Source organism: Prochlorococcus marinus str. MIT 9211 (assembly GCF_000018585.1).
Lineage (GTDB): Bacteria > Cyanobacteriota > Cyanobacteriia > PCC-6307 > Cyanobiaceae > Prochlorococcus_D > Prochlorococcus_D marinus_B.
In genome coordinates this window covers 1,660,849-1,680,406 of record NC_009976.1, presented here as the reverse complement: position 1 = coordinate 1,680,406, position 19,558 = coordinate 1,660,849, and the positions used below count along the sequence as shown (strand labels likewise).

Genomic DNA, 19,558 nt, shown 5'->3' with positions numbered 1-19,558 from the left:
CAATTAGACTAGGTTTTTTATATTTCTTCAGGATTTTTAAAAATTTATAGACTTTCTTCATATTTATTTGCATCAAAATAAGTTATTTCTTTTTTACTTTTAGGAGTGTGAGATGGGCTTACAACTCCTTCATTTGCATCTTCATGGTTTAATTCGTTCTCATGACCTTGAGTTAGGCCGTGATCCAGATACAGGTGGACAAACTTTGTATGTTTTAGAACTTGTTAAGCAATTAGCTGCTTGCGAACAGGTAGATACAGTTCAACTAATTACTCGATTAATCCAAGATCGTCGGGTTTCAGCAGATTATTCTAAGCCGCGAGAATTTCTTGCAGAAGGTGCTGAAATTTCTAGGATTCCATTTGGGCCTAAACGATATATTAGGAAGGAATTGTTATGGCCTTTTTTAGATGGTTTGGCTGATCAATTGATTGCTCAGCTTAAAGAACAATCACGACTTCCCAATTGGATTCATGCGCATTATGCAGATGCTGGCTATGTAGGAGCTTTGATTAGTAGAGCTTTAGACATCCCTTTGGTGTTTACTGGACACTCTTTAGGACGAGAAAAGAAAAGAAGATTACTTCAAGCAGGAATTGATCATCAGCAAATTGACAATAATTATTCGATAACGCGGCGAATTGAGGCAGAAGAACTTGCTCTTGCTAATTCTAGTTTAATTATTACTAGCACAGCTCAAGAGTCTGATACCCAATATGCACGTTATAGAAATTATCTTGGAGTGAAAGCGAAGGTTATTCCACCAGGCGTTGATTTGAGTCGTTTTAATACATGTATCGATCCAGCTAGCCAATCAAATATTGACGATTTGTTTTCACCTTTTTTAAGGAATATTTCTTTACCGCCTTTACTGGCTATCTCTAGAGCAGTTAGAAGAAAAAATATCCCTGCTTTGATTGAAGTTTTTGGCCGGTCTCCAGTTTTAAGAAAGCGGCATAATCTTATTTTGATTCTTGGGAATAGAAATGATACTCGTCAGTTAGATAAACAACAGAGGGATGTATTTCAACAAATTTTTGAATTGGTAGATAAGTACAATTTATATGGACATATAGCTTTTCCAAAGCAACATAAACGTGATCAGATTGCTCAAATTTATAGATGGGCTGCTCAAAGAAAAGGTTTATTTGTTAACCCTGCTTTAACTGAACCTTTTGGCTTGACTTTATTGGAAGCTGCAGCTTCTGGCCTTCCCATTGTTGCTACAAATGATGGAGGCCCTACTGAGATTATGGCTAGATGTGGGAATGGAATGTTAGTAGATGTCTCAGATTTAGATTCATTTCAGAATACTTTAGAAAAAGCAGGATGTAATGATTATTTATGGAGTCAATGGAGTCAGAATGGAATTGATGGTGTTATAGATCATTTTAGTTGGAATGCTCACGTTACTAAATACCTTGCTTTAATGTCCAATGAATTAAAAACTATAGGTTTCAATAATCATCATTCATCTCAATTATTTCAGTTATCCTCTATCAAAGCGAGTTGACGAAATGGAGCTTCCTCGCTAATAAAACCCCAAGATTGAAATATTTTTGGATCATTGTGAGTTATTAATTGACCCCTACTTTCTTGTTTTAGCTTGAACCCTTCTTGGGCCATCTTCCGCATTAACCTTGCTGATTCTTCAAAACGCGCTGCCATTGATTCTAATGATGTGCAATCTTTAGTAAGACCAGTTTCTTTCCATGTGAAGTAACTCATAACTGTGAGATTATTTACGTTGATCTTAACAAGAATGATAAAATTACAAATATAATATTGATAAACCAAAAATTGCGGACTATTTCCACTTCTTTTACTCCATTAAGTTCAAAATGGTGATGCAATGGTGCCATTAATAATATTCTATGCCCTTGTCCATTTAATTGCTTTGTAATTTTGAAAATTCCTACTTGCATGATTACTGAAACTGATTCTATGAGAAAAATTATGCCCATGATGCAAAGACTCCATAATGTATTTGAAATTAATGCCACTCCTATTAATGCAGCACCCATCGAAAGTGATCCAGTATCACCCATAAAGATTTGTGCAGGGTGTTTATTCTTTACCAGAAATCCTAACCATGAACCTGCCATTGCGATGCAAAAACTTGCCAGCTTATAGCTATTTATATCATCTTGAAGAATCAATTCAATTGCCAGCCCTGTAAATACAATTGCGCCGCATCCGCTCGCTAAGCCATCCAGTCCATCAGTCAGATTAGTTGCATTACTTTCAGCAATTAAAAGAAATAATGCTATTACCCAAATCAATTCACCAAAATATATTGAATGATTCTTCAATATTGAAATATTTGAATGAATTAAACCTTGCGAATTTGCCCATAGAAGAAATAGAATTCCTGCTCCAGCCTGAAGTATTACTTTTCCTTTAGGCTTTAATCCTGAATTTGTATTTAATGAATAACTTCTCCAATCATCAATAATTCCTATAAACATATATGCTAGTGTTAATGTGCTTATTCCTAATACTTGATGATGAAATGTACCGTTAAATGTAAATAGATTTCCAATTATTATTCCAATCGGAACTATAATTATTCCACCCATAGTTGGCGTCCCGGACTTGGCTCGATGTTTTTTAGGTCCTTCGGCTCTAATGACTTGATTGAGCTTTAGTTGTTTTAGTTTTTTAATACCTAGGCTAGTAGAAATTGAACAAATAATTATTGCTGTAAATAGTATTAAAGTTAAAGAACCTTGTTTCTTTAAAGAATCTATTGTGATAGTTACAATAGAAATTAAGCTGATTAATGCAATAGATAAAAAACTGCTATTAGAAAAATATTGTTTTATCAATTTCACTAAAGAATTGTTTGTTATTAGCCTTCTTCCCAGTCATCTTCGTCTGATGAATCTTCTTCGGTCTTGAAATCTTCTTTTTCTCCCATTAATGCTGACAACTCTTCTTCTTCAACAGTGCTTACTTCTTGAATGGCGGATACTTCGTCGGCAATGAGCCTTCCACTAGATTCTAACCAGCTAAGGAGGTCTGGCTCTTCTCGTAGGGGCAAGACTGGTGCTGGTTCCTTTCTCCCATAACGGGTTAAGGCAGGATTTACGCTATCGGATGTTGTCATCTCAATCAAATTGGTCCAGTCTAATAACATAATGCATTATGCGATTCATTAGGAGTTTTGGCTTTTAAATTTCCATTAATCATGTTTGTTTGGACCTTTGCTTTTGTTTTGAGTTTGGGTTTAAGGTTTTGGGGCTTACATCATCCTGAACCATTTATTATTAGACCTTTCATAGTTTGGGGACTACTGTTTGCTCCATCCGCTTTACTATTGATTTATTTGACTTTTATTCGTTTTCGAAAGTTTGGGGTTTAAACCACATGGAAGTTAAAAAAGTTGTTCTTGCTTACTCTGGAGGCGTAGACACCAGTTCCTGTATACCTTATTTGATTAATGAATATGGTGTCGAGGAAGTAGTCGCTTTTGCTGCAGATCTTGGACAAGGTGATGAACTTGAGCCAATTCGAGAAAAAGCCCTTTCTGCAGGGGCTTCTGAATGTTTAGTCGATGATTTAGTAAAACCCTTTATTGAAGATTTTGCCTTTCCAGCAATTCGAGCTAATGCCCTTTACGAAGGGAAATACCCTCTTTCTACAGCTTTAGCAAGACCATTAATTTCTAAACGTTTGGTAGATATAGCAAAAGAGTTGGAAGCAGATGCTGTTGCTCATGGATGTACTGGCAAAGGTAATGATCAAGTTCGTTTTGATATCGCGATAGCTACACTTGCACCTGAATTAAAAGTTTTAACGCCAGCTAGACAATGGGGTATGAGCCGTGAGGAAGTTATTGCCTATGGAGAGAGGTATGGCATACCAGCTCCAGTCAGTAAGAAATCTCCTTATTCGATAGATTTAAATCTTTTAGGAAGAAGTGTTGAAGCTGGTCCTTTGGAAGATATTTCGTTGAGTCCTCCTGAAGAGGTTTATCAAATTACTTCTTCTATTGAAAATACGCCTGATCAATCCCAGGAAATCGAGATTATTTTTGAAGGTGGTAACCCTATTGCAATTGATGGGGTTGAACTAGATCCCCTTTCTCTTATTGTTCTTGCTAATCAATTGGCAGGAAAGCATGGATTTGGTCGCATCGATATGATTGAAAATAGAGTTGTTGGAATAAAAAGTAGAGAGATTTATGAAACTCCAGGCTTACTTTTATTAATTAAAGCGCATCAAGAACTGGAGAGTTTGACTTTGCCAGCGGATGTTTTACGCACAAAGTCTACCCTTGAAACACAATGGGCTGACTTGGTATATCAGGGATTATGGTTTAGTCCCTTAAAGAATGCATTAGATGGATTTATAGATCGTACTCAAGATGAGGTTAATGGCTCTGTAAAAGTCAAATTGCATAAAGGCAATGCAACTATTACGGGACGAAGCTCTTCTCAAAATAGTTTATACTTACCCGATTTTTCAACTTATGGGAGTCAAGATAAATTTAAACATGACAATGCTGAAGGTTTCATTTATATATGGGGTTTACCAAGTAGGTTATGGGCTCAATCTAAAAATAAATAATATCAATTACTTAGATTAATCTTCTTTTTTTTCGATTTCCTTGTTTTCAATTTCCTTAGCTTCTTTTATATCTTTTTGACCTTCAGCTTCTGTTACAGAGTCTTTATTTTCACTTTTCTTAGTTTCTTTTAAATCTCCTTTTTGGTCTTTATCCTCGGTTGTAGTCTCCTTGTTTTCAACTTCCTTATCTTCTTTGACATTTTTTTCACTTGTCTTAACAACTCTTTTTGCAGGCAAAGGCCCATCTTGCTTTACGGTTAAATAACGTATTACATCTTCCGTAAGTCGCATTGCTTTTTCTAATACAGCGATATGCTGTCCATCCCCTTGATGACTTAATTGAACATAAATTCCTTCTTTATGTTTTCCAATTGGGTAGGCTAGCCGCCTTTTCCCTCTCATTTGGCTATCTAGTACTTCTCCGCCTGCACTTTCTAGTATCTCAGTATATTTTTTGAGATGACTGTCAACTTCATCCTCCGGGATAGTAGGCCGGAGAATATACATGGTTTCGTAGTAAGGCTGATTTGTCATAATGTTTTCCGACAAGGACGTTTGGCCCAAAAAAGAGCGACGGAATTTCCACAATATACTTTGATGGCCTTTTATTCAAATTTGTATTCGGACAGCTTCACTGATTCCAGGAAGATCTGGTTCTTCCCCTTGTAAGCATTTGATAATTGAAAAAACTGTAATGGTTAGGATCACAATAAAAATCGTATTAGATGTGCTTCGTATTAACAATGAGTTGCCTAATGGCTTGATTAAAATTTCAAGACCATAATTAACGATAATAATAGCAATGTTGATCAGCAAAGCTTGGAGAGTATTAAATCTAAGAAAGTATGCAATATTTTGGTTTCTCACTACACCAATAAAGAGTATTAAAAAGATTAATAAACTACCTAAAAGAATATTTGCTTTTATAAATATTATTGGTAACGCAGGAATTAAGATAAAGTTTAATATTGGAAATTCAATAAATAAATTGCTTCCAAGTGGTAAGGCATCTGTAAAAGGCAATATATAAACGAAAAATCCAAGTACTCTTTGCCATATAGGGATTAGCATTTTTATTCATTATTTTCTATTAGTTTAATTTAGGAGGTGATCTTTAGCTGATTTCCTCATGATATCTATAGGAATTTCTTCGATACCGCTCCATAATCTTAAGGATGCAGCTCCCTGTTGGATTAACATTTCTAAGCCATCAATCGGTATACAGCCTTTTTCTTTTCCTATTTCTAGCCACTTTGTTGGTCTTGGATTGTAAATTAAGTCATAAAGAGTAGTTTTTGGTTTTAGGTTGTCCCAAATCTTTTCACCAAAAGGAATCTCAGAATCTATACAGCTTGTATTATTTGTTTGAAGCATCCCTATTGGAGTTGTGTTGATGATTAGATCGGCATTCTTTATATATTCATTTAATTGCAAACTATCTTGAGTCAAGCCTTTTATATTTCCATTAGGGCTAGTCAGGGAATTAATTAGATTAGTTATTGATGTTTCTTTTCGGCCAATGATAGCAATCTCTGCCAACTTTAACTTTTCAAGACCTAGTAAAACTGCTCTTGCACTTCCACCATTACCTAGTATTACTGCATTTCGGCTTTCCCAATTCTTTTCTAACCCAAGAGGTTTTAAAAACCCTTCAACATCAGTATTTGTTCCAATCCACCCATCATCATTGTCTGGAATTAAAGTATTGATTGCTCCAACTTTGGTTGCTATTTCACTTACATGATTACAAAACTTGAGAGCATTAGTTTTATGAGGAATTGTAATATTTAAACCTTTGCAATTGATCTTACTTAAGCATTTGATTATTGATTCTAGGTTGTCAGGCTTACATGGGATCGCGAGATAACACCAGTCCAGATTCATTTTGTGCAGTGCTGCATTTTGAATTACTGGTGAAAGAGAATGGGAAATGGGATCCCCAATAACCCCCACAAGGCTTGTTTTTCCAGTAATGGAGCTAAATTTTGTTTCTTTCATAGCCAAATGGATGCATTACCTGTTCGGGAACCACGCCTCGCCTCTATGTGGACTCACTACCGAGGATGACTCTATTAAATAAAGACATTCTTAGGAGCTGGTGACCAATGGGGAAGGTTGTTGGAATTGACCTTGGTACGACTAATAGCTGTGTAGCAGTTATGGAGGGAGGGAAGCCTACTGTAATTGCCAATGCGGAGGGTTTTCGTACAACTCCTTCAGTGGTTGCATATACAAAAAATCAAGATCAATTGGTTGGGCAAATTGCCAAACGGCAGGCTGTAATGAATCCGGAGAATACTTTCTATTCTTCAAAACGTTTTGTAGGAAGACGTGTCGACGAGGTTAATTCAGAATCTAAAGAAGTCAGTTATTCGGTAGAAAAGGCAGGTTCTAACGTGAAATTGAAATGTCCCATACTTGATAAGCAATTTTCACCTGAAGAAGTTAGTGCTCAGGTTTTGAGAAAACTGTCTGAAGATGCTGGAAAATATCTGGGTGAAAATGTTACTCAAGCAGTTATTACTGTCCCAGCTTATTTCAATGATTCACAAAGACAAGCAACTAAGGATGCTGGAAAGATAGCTGGCTTAGAGGTTCTTAGAATTATAAATGAGCCTACAGCGGCAGCTCTTGCTTATGGTTTAGACAAAAAAAGTAATGAAAGAATTTTAGTATTTGATCTTGGAGGAGGCACATTTGATGTTTCTGTTCTAGAAGTTGGAGATGGCGTTTTTGAAGTTTTATCTACCTCTGGTGATACACATCTTGGAGGAGATGATTTTGATAAGGTGATTGTTGATCATTTAGCAAGCACTTTTAAAAGCAATGAAGGAATTGATTTAAGACAGGATAAACAAGCCTTACAACGTTTAACCGAGTCTGCAGAAAAGGCAAAAATTGAACTTTCTAATGCAACTCAAAGCGAAATCAACCTTCCGTTTATTACAGCTACTCCAGAAGGGCCTAAGCATTTAGATTTAACTTTGACACGCGCAAAATTTGAAGAACTAGCCTCAAATTTGATTGATCGCTGTCGTGTACCAGTCGAACAGGCTCTTAAAGATGCAAAGTTGTCTACTGGAGAGATAGATGAAATCGTGATGGTTGGAGGTTCCACACGTATGCCAGCTGTTAAGGAATTGGTAAAAAGAGTGACTGGGAAAGACCCTAATCAAACTGTCAATCCTGATGAAGTTGTTGCCGTTGGTGCTGCTATTCAGGGAGGCGTTTTGGCTGGTGAAGTCAAAGATATTTTACTTCTTGATGTCACCCCGCTTTCTCTAGGTGTTGAGACGCTTGGTGGTGTAATGACAAAAATGATTACTAGAAATACGACTGTACCGACTAAAAAAGCAGAGACGTATTCAACAGCAGTTGATGGCCAGACAAATGTAGAGATTCATGTTCTCCAAGGTGAAAGAGAAATGGCCTCTGACAATAAAAGCCTAGGTACATTTCGCTTGGATGGAATACCTCCTGCACCTAGAGGAGTGCCTCAAATTGAGGTGACTTTTGATATAGATGCGAATGGAATTCTTAGTGTGACTGCTAAGGATAAAGGCAGTGGTAAAGAGCAAAGTATTTCTATTACTGGTGCTTCAACTCTTTCAGATAATGAAGTTGATAAAATGGTTAAAGATGCTGAAGTTAATGCAACAGCAGATAAAGATAAGCGTGAAAGGATTGATTTAAAAAACCAGGCAGAAACATTGGTTTATCAGACCGAAAAGCAACTTGGTGAGCTTGGAGATAAGGTTGAACCAGATGCAAAAGTAAAAGTTGAAGAAAAGCGTATGAAATTGAAAGAGGCTACTGATAAGGATGATTTTGAAACTATGAAAACTTTGGTTGAAGAACTACAACAAGAACTCTATTCTTTAGGGGCTTCTGTTTATCAACAAGCAAATGCAGCTTCTCAAGCAGCCGAGACTTCTGGAAATGATACCGGTAATTCTAATGGTGGGAATAATGATGATGTAATTGATGCTGAATTTACAGAATCTAAATAATAATTAAACAATCCATTTCAAGACCAGATTCTTATTGCATTTTATTTAATTAATTCATATCCAACCCATTCAGCACATGCTGGAGCAAGGAGAATACCATTACGATAGTGTGCAGTGTTAAGAATTAGCCCTTGCTCAAGGTTTTTGAGCAAGGGAGCAGGTTCGTTGCTAGGTTTTCCTCTGATCCCTGTCCATTTATTCTCAATCGAAGCAAATTGCATCCATTCAGGAGAGGACCCATGCATTTCTCTCATTGTTGTTAGAGCTGTATTACTTGTAGTTATTCCAGGTTCTAGGGTTGCACCTATTAAAAGCTGATTAGTATTTTCCGGTATTAAATTTACTCCATGATTAATTAATACAGCTGGCCATCCAGACCAATTTTTAAAGTCACTTTTGATTGTTAGCCTTATTGCTTGGCCCAAGACTGATTCAATAGGATAGTGATGACCTAATGGTTTTAGTAATGCTTCACTGCCTATAGCCGCACAAATAACAACACAATCTTTTTGAAGGATTCTTTTATTGTCTAATTGAAGTTGCCATCTTTTATTTTGACTAGAGGGTAATCTTTCAAGGCTAGATACTTTCCTATTGACTTTGCTTACTTTATATTTGTCCAAGGCTTTCATTAGACAAACCATTAAATTTAATGGATTAATGCGTCCATCATTATTTGAGATTAACCCACCATACTTTGCTTTAGGCCATAAACGACTAACTTTAGTAGGTGAATGATTGGTTAAGTGTTCTAAACCTAGGTGGCTTCGTTTAATGATTAGTTCATTCATTAGTGTTGCTTCATGTTCTGATCTCGCCAATTGAACTAGTGGTGTATAAAGCTTCAGAGGACTTGTTTGTGTACTTAGCTTGGAGATTAACTTTGGCCAAAGCTCCATACTTCTTTGCCTTAAAGCCCAGCTGCGCCCTGTATTTCTTCTAAATACATTTCCCATGAGCACTCCTAAGGAAGCTTGAGTACCTGTTAGCAGTTTGGAAAAGTTTGTTGATTGATTGAGTTCAGGATCAATAATTTCCACTTCATACCCTAGAGTTGCTAGCTGTAGTGCAGTTGTGCTTCCTATAACTCCTCCACCAATTACTGCAATATTTTTGAAATGATTATTTCGTTTAATACTTGGATTGCTGTTAGTCATGTTTTGTGATCTTTATTTTATTGTTGATATTGATTGGCATTTGCTTTGTTTCAAGTGAAAATAACTTATCGATTTAATTTTACTTGACTTCTATAACTGTAATATTGCAACTGATATGTCCTGATCGTCCAGGATTAGTAAGTGCAATAGCTGGGTGGGTCGCAAAAAATGATGGCAATATTCGGCATGCTGATCATCATACAGATGAGGGGGCAGGTCTTTTTTTGAGTCGAATTGAGTGGGATCTTCAAGGTTTTAGCATGCCTAGACAATCTATAGGGTCAGCAGTGAATAAATTGGCAGATCGATTGGGAGGTCAAGCACAATTAAACTTTTCGGATGAGTATCCAAGGGTTGCAATTTTTGTTAGTAAGCAGAGTCATTGCTTATTAGACCTTCTTTGGAGGGTCCGAAGTGGAGAAATTCAAATGAAAGTACCCTTGATCATTTCTAATCATCTTGATTTGAGTTATATAACTAGAGATTTTGATGTTGATTTCCAACATATTCCTGTTAACTCGCACAATAAATTGGAATCTGAAAAAATTATTTTAAATACGTTATTAGATCATCGTATTGAATTAATAGTTTTAGCTAAATATATGCAAGTTCTCAGCCCTGGATTTTTGAAAAAATTCCCATTAATTATCAATATCCATCATTCATTTTTGCCAGCTTTCAAAGGAGCGCAACCGTACCATCAAGCTTGGAATCGAGGAGTTAAATTGATAGGTGCAACTGCTCATTATGTTACTGAAGAACTAGATGATGGTCCGATTATTGAGCAAACGACTCTACAAGTGAGTCATAGAGATGAAGTAGATGATTTAATTCGAAAAGGTCGTGATACAGAAAGGATTGCGCTTGCGAGAGCATTGAGATTACATCTGCGTAGACAGGTAATGGTTTATTCCGGTCGGACCGCTGTTTTTGCATGAAATCTTTTGCTTGGTTACTAAAAAACCGACCTCCTATTGCTAGACAATCAGGATGGATTTGTTTTCAAATAGGCCTTTTTTTTCTTGCATCTAGCCCGTTTATCGCAGGGTTCTTGCTTTTGATTGCATCTGTTCAAGGCACTCTTTACCGGAGAGATGTTTATTGGCAAGACAAATGGAATTATCCATTGCTGATTGCTGCTTTTTTGATGGTAGCTGGATGTTTTCAGGCATTTTCAGGGTGGTTGGCTTGGGTTGGACTTGCGAATTGGTTGCCTTTTTTTTGGTGCTTTTGGGGTTTTCAACCTTATGTATTAACGGCTGTAGCAAGAAAACGAGCTGCTTTTTGGTTCGTTCTTGGTACTTTTCCCGTTCTTTTAACGGGTTTTGGTCAGCTCTGGTTTGGATGGCATGGCCCTTGGGAATTTTGGGACGGTGTAATTATTTGGTTTATTGATCCTGGAGGGAAGCCAGAAGGCCGTTTATCAGGTTTATTTAACTATGCCAATATTGCCGGCTCTTGGTTGGCATTAGTATGGCCGTTTTGCTTGGCGTTTCTAATACAGTCATCGACTAATCTTCGTAATCGTATCGTTAGCTTGGTATTTGCTGTTGCTGTTGCTGTTGCTTTGGCACTTACTAATTCTAGGAATGCTTGGTCGGGCATGTTCTTAGCGGTTCCTTTTGTTCTAGGACCTAGCACTTGGCTTGTTTTACTCCCTTTATTAAGTTTATTTCTATTAGTACTTAGTGTCGCTGTATTCCCGATAGGCCCCTTGGAACTTCAACTATGGGCAAGAAAGATTATCCCAGAGAGTATATGGTCTCGTTTGAGTGACCTGCCATATCTTCATGGAAGACCTTTAGAAGCAACACGTCTTTATCAATGGAAGGAAGCAATCAATTTATTTCTACAAAGACCATGGTTAGGGTATGGGGCCGCTGCTTTTTCGGTGTTGTACCCCTTACGTCAAGGCATTTGGCATGGTCATGCCCATAACTTGCCACTTGAGTTAACAGTTGCACATGGCTTACCTGTAGCCGTTCTAATAATATGTCTCGTCTTAGCACTGCTCATTAGCTCTTTTAAGGCTTGCTTTTATTTCGGCAAAATAAAGAACAAAGCTTCTAATAACGTATATTTATTTAACCGAGCATGGTGGACTGCAACTTTTATACTCACTTTTCTACATGCTACAGATATGCCCTTTTTTGATAGTCGAATTAATATAGCTGGTTGGATCCTTTTAGCAGGTTTGCGTTGTTTGATTATGTCTTCGGATTCATTGCGGAAGCTTCATCAATACTCTGTTGATGGTGCTGCATAAGAAGTTCAGGCTTGATTGCTCCTTGCAAATGCTCCCAAGGCAAAGCTTTCGAAAAATCCCAATCTTCATGAATCACTTCGTCCCATGAAGGAAGCATTGCCATATTGTTAGTGTTGTCATTGAGTTTATAGTGATCATTCTCACTAATTGACTTGTAGGCTTTTTTCCATCCCCCTAAAGTATTTTGTGAGCCTCTTACTAAAGCAATGACAGGAGCAAGGCGACGATCACTTCTGGAAATTAATGCTTGAATTACACTCCACCCATAGCTTTCGGGACGAAAGTTTATACCATTAGGCTTTAGTTTTTTTGCTAGCAGCTTCAGACGCTTATCAGCTTCTTTTCTCACTCCATACCATTGAAAAGGTGTATGGGCTTTAGGGACAAATGTACTGACACCAAGAGTTAGACGTAATCCAGGAGTTTTCCTTTTGAGACGAAGTAGTAAATCTGCTGTTGCTTCAACATCTTCTATTTCCTCTGTTGGTAGACCTACCATCCCATAAAGCTTTAGGTTTTTGAGACCTCCTTCTAGTGCATATTTAGCTGCCATAAAAATTTCTTCTTCAGTTAATTTTTTATTGACTACTTTTCGCATTCTTTCACTACCACTTTCAATAGCTATAGTTATTGATTTACATGCACGGTTAGATAATATTTTGGTCATTTCACCATTAACAGTACCTGCTCGAACAGAGCTAATACTTAAACGAATATCATCGAAACGGTCTTGACTTAACCAAGTTAATAGTTCCGAAAATTGTGGATGCTGAGTCACAGATGCACCAAGAAGTCCTATTCGTTGTGTGGCCATCAGGCCTTTTTCAATAGCAGGAATCAAGCCATCTTCTAAGGAAGCAGTTCTAAAAGGAAGAGTCAGGTAGCTTGCAAGACAAAAACGACAAAGTTCTGGACAACTGCGAACGGTTTCGACCATGTATATATTTGGCCAAGCTGCATCAGGAGTAATGACGGAGGAGTGACTTAGAGTATTTTGTTTCCATGTCTGTTTAATAATTGTATTTGGGATTTTATTATTCACAGGAGTAATAGCTTTTAGCTTTCCGTTATCGGTATATTGAGGTACGTATAGTTCAGGAATATATACACCTGGAATTTGAGCCAAGTTTTGTAGTTTTTCTTTTCTTGGTAGATCTTGAAACTCTTTGACTGCGTTAATGAAAGTAGGTAATAAGTTTTCACCATCACCCAATAGCACAACGTCTAAAAATGGTGCTAATGGCTCGGGATTGGCTGTCAGTACTGGGCCTCCTCCAAATACCAGGGGATCATTTTCTTGCCTTTGATTATTCCAAAGCGGAATACCTTGCTTTTCTAAAAGATCTAACAATATTGGCCCATCTAATTCCCAGCTGAGAGAAAGCCCGAAGAGATCGCAATTTTTATGAGAATTGTCTTTTTGATCAGTAAATATTCTTCGAACATCAACGTCGGATCTTTTGGCTAGAGTTGACCAGATCACTTGATATCCCAGACTTGTAATGCCAATTGAATAAGTACTTGGAAATCCAAGAATAATTTTTAGAGCACCTGGTAAAGGTGTTGTTGGAGTGAATAGGAGGGTTTCGTTCTTCAGTTTTATTTGTATGTAGTGATGATCTAGGAGGAAAGCAAGAATAACTAGAATACATATTTCTAGATTAATAATGCTTTTAACTCTTCAATAGATATTTTGACATGGTTTATTGACTAAGGTCTAACTCTATTTGTCGTTCATAGATCGAGTGCTCGTTAAATAATCTAGCGACTATAAAGCTTGTAAGACAAGCAATGAGTAGTGGTTTGAGCATAAGTAGGTTTTTAGTTAGTGCAAATGCAAGAAACATTGCTGTTATTGGTGTTCTTGAACATGCAGAAACAAATGCACCCATTCCTGCAAATATAAATGTACTTGGTACATGTCCAGTTAATATTTCTATCCAATGTCCGCAAACGCAGCCCATTGAACCACCTAAAATCAACATGGGATAAAACAATCCACCAGGTGCTCCCGAGGCAGTTGCTAGACCTGTCGTTATAAATAGGACAATAAAAATTGTTGATGCCATTGAGACATCAATACTCCCATTTGCAATTAATTTTTTGAGCTCAGTAATTTGATGAAATTCATTTGGAAGAAAAGCATATATTTCTCCTAGTAATGCTCCACATATCATCATTTTGAGTCTAATTTTGTTGCCAAACCAAGCACGTCCTTTATTTTGCATTGTTAGAACGTATCGTGAATAGAGTTCACCTAAGCATCCAATAATTATTCCTAGTGCAATTAAGTATCCAAGGTCAATGGGAAAAAAATTAATCAAAGGTGAATATTCACGTTGTACTTGAAAACCTAAGCTACTGTCAAAGCCTCCAGCAGAGGGATCTAATCCTATAGCTTGCAATATATCTGCCCATGTATCTGCCCAAAATGTAGTAACGACTACTAGAAGTAGTACAACTGGTCTGGCTGAATTGAGTAACTCTTCTATTGTATATATGAAGCCTCCTATAGGAGCACTAAAAATTGCTGCTAATCCTGCACCCCCTCCAGCAGCAACAATCACTCTTCGAAAAGCTATTGGAGCTTTAAGTAATTGGGCCATTTTCCAGGCAACTGAACCTCCCATTTGTACTGCGGGTCCTTCTGGTCCTAATGGGAAACCGCTGCCTATGGCTACAATTCCCGCTACTAGCTTTACCAGACCAACTCTTAGTCCCATAGGCACTGAACGATGTCGAAGAAAAGCCATGATGTGACTTACTCCTGAACCGCCTGCGGCAGGAGACAGTCTTGCAATTAAATGGCTAGAAATAAGTCCTCCACAAGCTCCTATTAGCGGTAAAAGTAACCACGGAGGGATGGTTGCTAGAAGATTTAATCGCCAATTATCTAGTATGGTTATACCTGTCTTAAAGAAGACTCCTGTAATTGCTGCACCTAAGCCTGTGAGCATTAATGCAAAAATAACTATTAACCACTTTTGTTGAAGTAGCTTCTTAATACTGTGGCTTGAATTCAATGAAAATTTATTTTGTTTAAATTCATCCATATTTTTCATTTAAGATGTTTCCATTAGTTTCCTTTCTTCGTCTTTACTAATTACTCGTCCTTGATTCTCAAAGTCATCAATTTCATGAAAATTAAGATAGCGATATAAGTCATTTGAAAGCGGTGTGATTTTTTGTGCAGCAATTGATTGATATTCTTCAGGTGTAGGAATATAGCCAAGAAGAGCACAAACGGCTGCTAATTCAGCACTACCTAAATATACTTGAGCACCATTGCCAAGTCGGTTGTTGAAATTCCTTGTACTAGTTGAAAAGACAGTTGTGTTATCTTCTACTCTGGCTTGATTACCCATACATAAAGAGCATCCTGGCATTTCCATACGGCTACCAGCTTCTTCATATATATGAAAATAACCTTCCTTTTTAAGCATTTCTTCGTCCATTCGTGTAGGTGGACACACCCATAGCCTTGCTTTATTTTTCCCTTCTCCTTTCAGGACGGTCGCTGCAGCTCGATAGTGACCAATATTAGTCATACAGGACCCAATGAAGACTTCTTGAATTGGTGTTCCAGAGACTTCGCTTAGGACCTTGACATTGTCTGGATCATTAGGACAGGCTAATACTGGCTCGGTGAGCTCGTTGAGATTAATATGTATTTCTTCAGCATAAACTGCATCTAGATCGGGGCTTATTAATTCAGGTTTGTGTAACCACTCTTCCATTGCTTTAATTCTTCTATGAATCGTACGAGGGTCTTTATATCCTCTAAGGATCATGTTTTTTAGCAAAGCAACATTACTTCGTAGATATTCGCTTATAGTTGTTTCAGATAATTGTATTGTGCAGCCAGCACATGAACGCTCTGCGCTGGCATCTGTTAATTCAAAAGCTTGTTCTAGCTTTAGATTAGGTAACCCTTCAATTTCCAGAATTCGTCCATTAAAAACATTCACTTTATTTGATTTCTCAACTGTGAGTAGTCCCTTTTGAATTGCTACTAAAGGAATTGCATTGACTACATCTCTTAGGGTAATTCCTTTTTGCAAGGATCCATGAAAACGAACTAATACTGATTCAGGCATATCTAATGGCATAGATCCAATAGCTGCTGCGAATGCAACTACACCAGATCCTCCTGGAAAAGAAATACCTAATGGAAACCGAGTATGGCTATCTCCACCAGTGCCTACTGTATCTGGCAGTAACATTCTGTTTAACCAGCTATGAATAATGCCATCACCAGGCTGAAGGGCTACACCCCCGCGTTCTGCAAAAAAATCAGGGAGATCTTTTTGTGTCTCTATATCTACTGGCTTTGGGTATGCAGCAGTATGACAAAAGCTTTGCATTACTAGATCTGCAGAAAAGCCTAAACAAGCAAGCTCTTTCATTTCATCTCTAGTCATTGGACCTGTTGTATCTTGACTACCTACAGTTGTGATTATTGGCTCGCAACTTGTTCCAGGATGTAAGCCTTCTAAACCACAGGCTTTCCCAACAATTTTTTGAGCTTGTGTGAATCCATGTTTGACTTCCTTTCTTTTCCCTGGTCTAGTAAAAACTTTGGATGAATTTAACTTTAGCTTTGTTCTTATTTTGTCAGTTAATGCTCTGCCAATCATTAGGGGTATCCTTCCTCCAGCCTGTATTTCATCAATAATTGTTGTTGGTTTTAATATGAAATGAGTCAATATTTCTCCAGTATTTTCTTCTCCAGAAGCTCTTGTGATTTTTCCTTCATATGGATGGATACAAATTACATCACCTGTCTTCAAAGAGTTGACATTACATTCAATTGGTAAAGCACCAGAATCTTCTGCTGTATTAAAAAAGATTGGTGCAATTTGTCCACCAAGAATTATTCCTCCTGAGCGTTTATTAGGTATATAAGGAATATCGTTGCCAATATGCCACAACAATGAGTTAATCGCTGATTTACGTGAACTTCCAGTACCTACAACATCACCTACATATGCTAGAGGATATCCTTTTTTCTTTAATTTAGAAATTTTTTCTAGCGCCTTTGGTACTCGACTTTCAAGCATGGAAAGTGCATGAAGCGGGATGTCAGGTCTTGTAGTGGCATGGATGGCAGGAGAAAGATCATCAGTATTAGTTTCACCATCTACTTTAAAAACCGTTACGGTTATTTCTTTTGGTAGCTTTGGCTTTTGTGTAAACCATTCTGCTTTTGCCCAGCTGTCTACAATTAGCTTTGCATAATTATTAGTTTTAGCTAATTCCATTACGTCATTCACAGCGTCATAAACTAGGATTGTCTTGCTAAGGCTTTGAGCTGCAGATTCTGCTATTAATTCATCCTCGCTTTTTAGTATTTCTACAAGAGCAGAAACGTTATACCCACCAACCATAGTGCCCAATAGTTGCGTAGCCTCTAAAGGAGTTAGCAATGGGCTTAAAACTGTTTTTTGCGCAACTGCACTTAACCATGTGGCTTTAACATATGAAGCAGGATCAACGCCTGGAGGCACTCGATTCTTCAAGAGATCTAATAAAAATTCTTTGCTTTCATTTTTTGGAGGTTTTTCCAGGAGGGATGTTAGTTCATGCGTTTGCTCAGCATTTAAGGCTAGAGGAGGGATTCCTTTTTCCAGCCTTTTTTCAGCTAATGTTCTGTAATTTTTCAGCATCCTGTTTACTCCAGTTTTTAAAATAAATTAGATTTTTGACCATTGTTATTACTTATAATCTAATTTTCAGTGGTGCCAGATTCCTAAATTTAAGTTAGGAATGTATTTATTTTGTAGTTTCTTGGCTTTTTACTGTTTAATCAGGATTAATGGTCATTTCTCCAGATCTTAATTTGTTCGATAAAACTTCTGATCTTCATATTGTTGAGACTAGACCTTTGGTCTCACCTTCTTTGTTGCATCATGACTTACCGCTGGATTTAAAAGCTGCAGAAATTGTTGCTCAAACTCGTAAACGGATTCAAGCAATCCTTGCTGGGGATGATTCACGTTTATTAGTGATAGTAGGACCTTGCTCAGTTCATGATGTAAGTGCAGCTAAGGAATACGCTAAGAAACTTATTCCTTTAAGAGAACGTTTTTCAGATGCACTGGAAATTGTGATGAGAGTTTATTTTGAAAAACCTAGAACAACTATTGGATGGAAAGGGCTTATAAATGATCCGCATTTAGATGGATCATACGATATCAATACAGGCTTAAGACGGGCAAGAGCCTTACTTTTAGATTTAGCCCGGTCTGGGATGCCAGCAGCAACAGAACTATTAGATCCCATAGTGCCTCAATATATTGCAGATTTGATTAGTTGGACTGCTATTGGTGCAAGAACTACAGAAAGTCAAACTCATAGAGAAATGGCTTCAGGTTTATCCATGCCTATAGGTTATAAGAATGGGACGGATGGAACTGTAGCTATTGCAATTAATGCAATGCAGGCAGCATCAAGGGCTCATCATTTTTTAGGCATTAATCACAAAGGTTTTGCTTCAATAATCAGCACAACAGGTAATCCTGATGGTCATCTTGTTTTGCGAGGTGGTAGTAGTGGCACTAATTATCACGTTGAATCTGTTTTGAATGCAGCGAAAGAGCTTTCTAAGGCATCTTTAGGTGACAAAGTAATGATTGATTGCAGTCATGGCAACTCTAATAAAGATTTTCGGCAACAATCACATGTTCTTCGAGAAGTATCTAAGCAGATTAAAGAAGGTTTCTCTCATGTAATGGGAGTTATGCTTGAAAGTCATCTTGTAGAAGGTAATCAAAAGTTAGTAGCAGATCTTTCACAATTGAAGTATGGCCAAAGTATTACTGATGCATGTATAGATATAAAGGCTACGGAAAGTCTTTTAGAAGAGCTTGCAGTTTCTATGAGGGCATAGCCTGCAGAGCGTGTGTCATCACATCCCATCCAACAGCCACGCTAATAGGAACAGTTAAGTTGTCTATTCCATAGGGGCTAATTTGTTCAAGCCCTACTGCTATAAGCGATATGGCTAGAATTTGTATTGGTTCTAAATGGATTTCTTGCATCATACTTATACTAAAAAGCACTATTAATCCTATACAACCCATAGTTAATGTTCCAATTAATGATTTTTGTTGATCGAGGACTCTCCACACTGGCGACTTAAATTGCTGACCTATTAAACCTGCAAGACCATCTCCAAAAGCCATAACCATAACGCCTGCACAAACGGCTGCAGGGTTTTTGGACCAAAATAAAATTAGTAAAATTGTTATACTCAATCCATAGGCTACTGTTCCATAGCTTTTGCGTTTTACATTTTCCAGGGTTGAGATCCAATTAGTTTGATAGTTAATCACAAGGGAAATCGTGATAAGACTTGCAAATAAAATCGCAACATTCGCAGGGATTTTTAGCCACCATGCTAATAGCACTACAGGACCTGTACCAATGTGAATAATCTTTCGACCCAACTCATTATTTTTAGAATTTACTTTCTTGGAAAGTAATGAACTTAGTAAGACCAGGCTTAACCATCCACCAATTATTAATAGAGGTATTAAAATGCTCAACTTTAA

The 19,558-nt window shown here is 37.4% G+C and carries 17 protein-coding genes; 6 read left to right on the top strand and 11 right to left on the bottom strand.

Annotated elements, in window-relative coordinates:
• Positions 1-112: 112 nt before the first annotated feature.
• Positions 113-1,513: a glycosyltransferase gene (locus tag P9211_RS09005; RefSeq protein WP_012196400.1), complete on the top strand. Its 1,401-nt coding sequence runs from the start codon at positions 113-115 to the stop codon at positions 1,511-1,513.
• Here the strand turns inward: P9211_RS09005 and P9211_RS09000 are convergent.
• Genes P9211_RS09000 through P9211_RS08990 form a run of 3 tightly spaced genes read right to left on the bottom strand, consistent with a single transcriptional unit; the run spans position 1,486 to position 3,139 of the window.
• Positions 1,486-1,728, bottom strand: coding sequence for a hypothetical protein (locus P9211_RS09000; RefSeq protein ID WP_012196399.1), 243 nt, complete (start codon positions 1,726-1,728; stop codon positions 1,486-1,488). The two genes, P9211_RS09005 and P9211_RS09000, sit on opposite strands and share 28 nt — an antisense overlap.
• Positions 1,729-1,742: 14 nt before the next feature.
• On the bottom strand, positions 1,743-2,834 hold the full coding sequence (gene mraY / locus P9211_RS08995; RefSeq protein WP_012196398.1) for a phospho-N-acetylmuramoyl-pentapeptide-transferase: 1,092 nt from the start codon (positions 2,832-2,834) through the stop codon (positions 1,743-1,745).
• 17 nt (positions 2,835-2,851) lie between these two features.
• Positions 2,852-3,139, bottom strand: a complete 288-nt coding sequence (locus P9211_RS08990) for a DUF3134 domain-containing protein (RefSeq protein ID WP_012196397.1) — start codon at positions 3,137-3,139, stop codon at positions 2,852-2,854.
• Between the two features lie 230 nt (positions 3,140-3,369).
• Between P9211_RS08990 and P9211_RS08980 the strand changes: the two genes are divergently transcribed.
• The gene (locus P9211_RS08980) at positions 3,370-4,572 is read left to right on the top strand and encodes an argininosuccinate synthase (RefSeq protein WP_012196395.1); all 1,203 of its coding nucleotides are present in this window, start codon (positions 3,370-3,372) and stop codon (positions 4,570-4,572) included.
• Positions 4,573-4,587: 15 nt separating this feature from the next.
• Here P9211_RS08980 and rpsF read toward each other — a convergent pair whose 3' ends face one another.
• From rpsF to P9211_RS08965, 3 genes are all read right to left on the bottom strand, one after another.
• The gene (gene rpsF, locus P9211_RS08975; protein WP_012196394.1) at positions 4,588-5,106 is read right to left on the bottom strand and encodes a 30S ribosomal protein S6; all 519 of its coding nucleotides are present in this window, start codon (positions 5,104-5,106) and stop codon (positions 4,588-4,590) included.
• Positions 5,107-5,181: 75 nt separating this feature from the next.
• Complete coding sequence (locus P9211_RS08970; protein ID WP_012196393.1) at positions 5,182-5,643, bottom strand: Tic20 family protein; 462 nt, start codon at positions 5,641-5,643, stop codon at positions 5,182-5,184.
• A gap of 24 nt (positions 5,644-5,667) precedes the next feature.
• Complete coding sequence (locus P9211_RS08965; RefSeq protein WP_012196392.1) at positions 5,668-6,570, bottom strand: shikimate dehydrogenase; 903 nt, start codon at positions 6,568-6,570, stop codon at positions 5,668-5,670.
• A 107-nt stretch (positions 6,571-6,677) separates the two neighbouring features.
• Between P9211_RS08965 and dnaK the strand changes: the two genes are divergently transcribed.
• The gene (gene dnaK / locus P9211_RS08960) at positions 6,678-8,582 is read left to right on the top strand and encodes a molecular chaperone DnaK (RefSeq protein WP_012196391.1); all 1,905 of its coding nucleotides are present in this window, start codon (positions 6,678-6,680) and stop codon (positions 8,580-8,582) included.
• Between the two features lie 41 nt (positions 8,583-8,623).
• On the opposite strand, the gene P9211_RS08955 is transcribed toward dnaK, so the two are convergent.
• Positions 8,624-9,739 (bottom strand): FAD-dependent oxidoreductase, encoded by a 1,116-nt coding sequence (locus P9211_RS08955; RefSeq protein WP_012196390.1) that lies wholly within the window; start codon positions 9,737-9,739, stop codon positions 8,624-8,626.
• Positions 9,740-9,822: 83 nt separating this feature from the next.
• Between P9211_RS08955 and purU the strand changes: the two genes are divergently transcribed.
• Positions 9,823-10,677 (top strand): formyltetrahydrofolate deformylase, encoded by an 855-nt coding sequence (gene purU, locus P9211_RS08950; protein WP_012196389.1) that lies wholly within the window; start codon positions 9,823-9,825, stop codon positions 10,675-10,677.
• Positions 10,674-12,005, top strand: coding sequence for an O-antigen ligase family protein (locus P9211_RS08945; protein WP_012196388.1), 1,332 nt, complete (start codon positions 10,674-10,676; stop codon positions 12,003-12,005). The genes purU and P9211_RS08945 overlap by 4 nt, the downstream gene beginning before the upstream one ends.
• Here the strand turns inward: P9211_RS08945 and P9211_RS08940 are convergent.
• The 3 genes from P9211_RS08940 to acnB all read right to left on the bottom strand — a co-directional run bounded on the left by P9211_RS08940 (position 11,947) and on the right by acnB (position 17,671).
• A complete protein-coding gene (locus P9211_RS08940; protein WP_041391283.1) occupies positions 11,947-13,542 on the bottom strand; it encodes a B12-binding domain-containing radical SAM protein in 1,596 nt (531 codons plus the stop codon). The two genes, P9211_RS08945 and P9211_RS08940, sit on opposite strands and share 59 nt — an antisense overlap.
• Before the next feature lie 166 nt (positions 13,543-13,708).
• Entirely contained in the window at positions 13,709-15,067 is a 1,359-nt protein-coding gene (locus P9211_RS08935; protein ID WP_012196386.1) for a ClC family H(+)/Cl(-) exchange transporter, read from the bottom strand.
• Positions 15,068-17,671, bottom strand: coding sequence for a bifunctional aconitate hydratase 2/2-methylisocitrate dehydratase (gene acnB / locus P9211_RS08930; RefSeq protein WP_012196385.1), 2,604 nt, complete (start codon positions 17,669-17,671; stop codon positions 15,068-15,070).
• Positions 17,672-17,820: 149 nt separating this feature from the next.
• Here acnB and P9211_RS08925 point away from each other — a divergent pair, with 149 nt between their 5' ends.
• Complete coding sequence (locus P9211_RS08925; RefSeq protein ID WP_012196384.1) at positions 17,821-18,894, top strand: 3-deoxy-7-phosphoheptulonate synthase; 1,074 nt, start codon at positions 17,821-17,823, stop codon at positions 18,892-18,894.
• On the opposite strand, the gene P9211_RS08920 is transcribed toward P9211_RS08925, so the two are convergent.
• A complete protein-coding gene (locus tag P9211_RS08920; RefSeq protein WP_012196383.1) occupies positions 18,881-19,552 on the bottom strand; it encodes a diacylglycerol/polyprenol kinase family protein in 672 nt (223 codons plus the stop codon). The two genes, P9211_RS08925 and P9211_RS08920, sit on opposite strands and share 14 nt — an antisense overlap.
• Between the last annotated feature and the right edge of the window lie 6 nt (positions 19,553-19,558).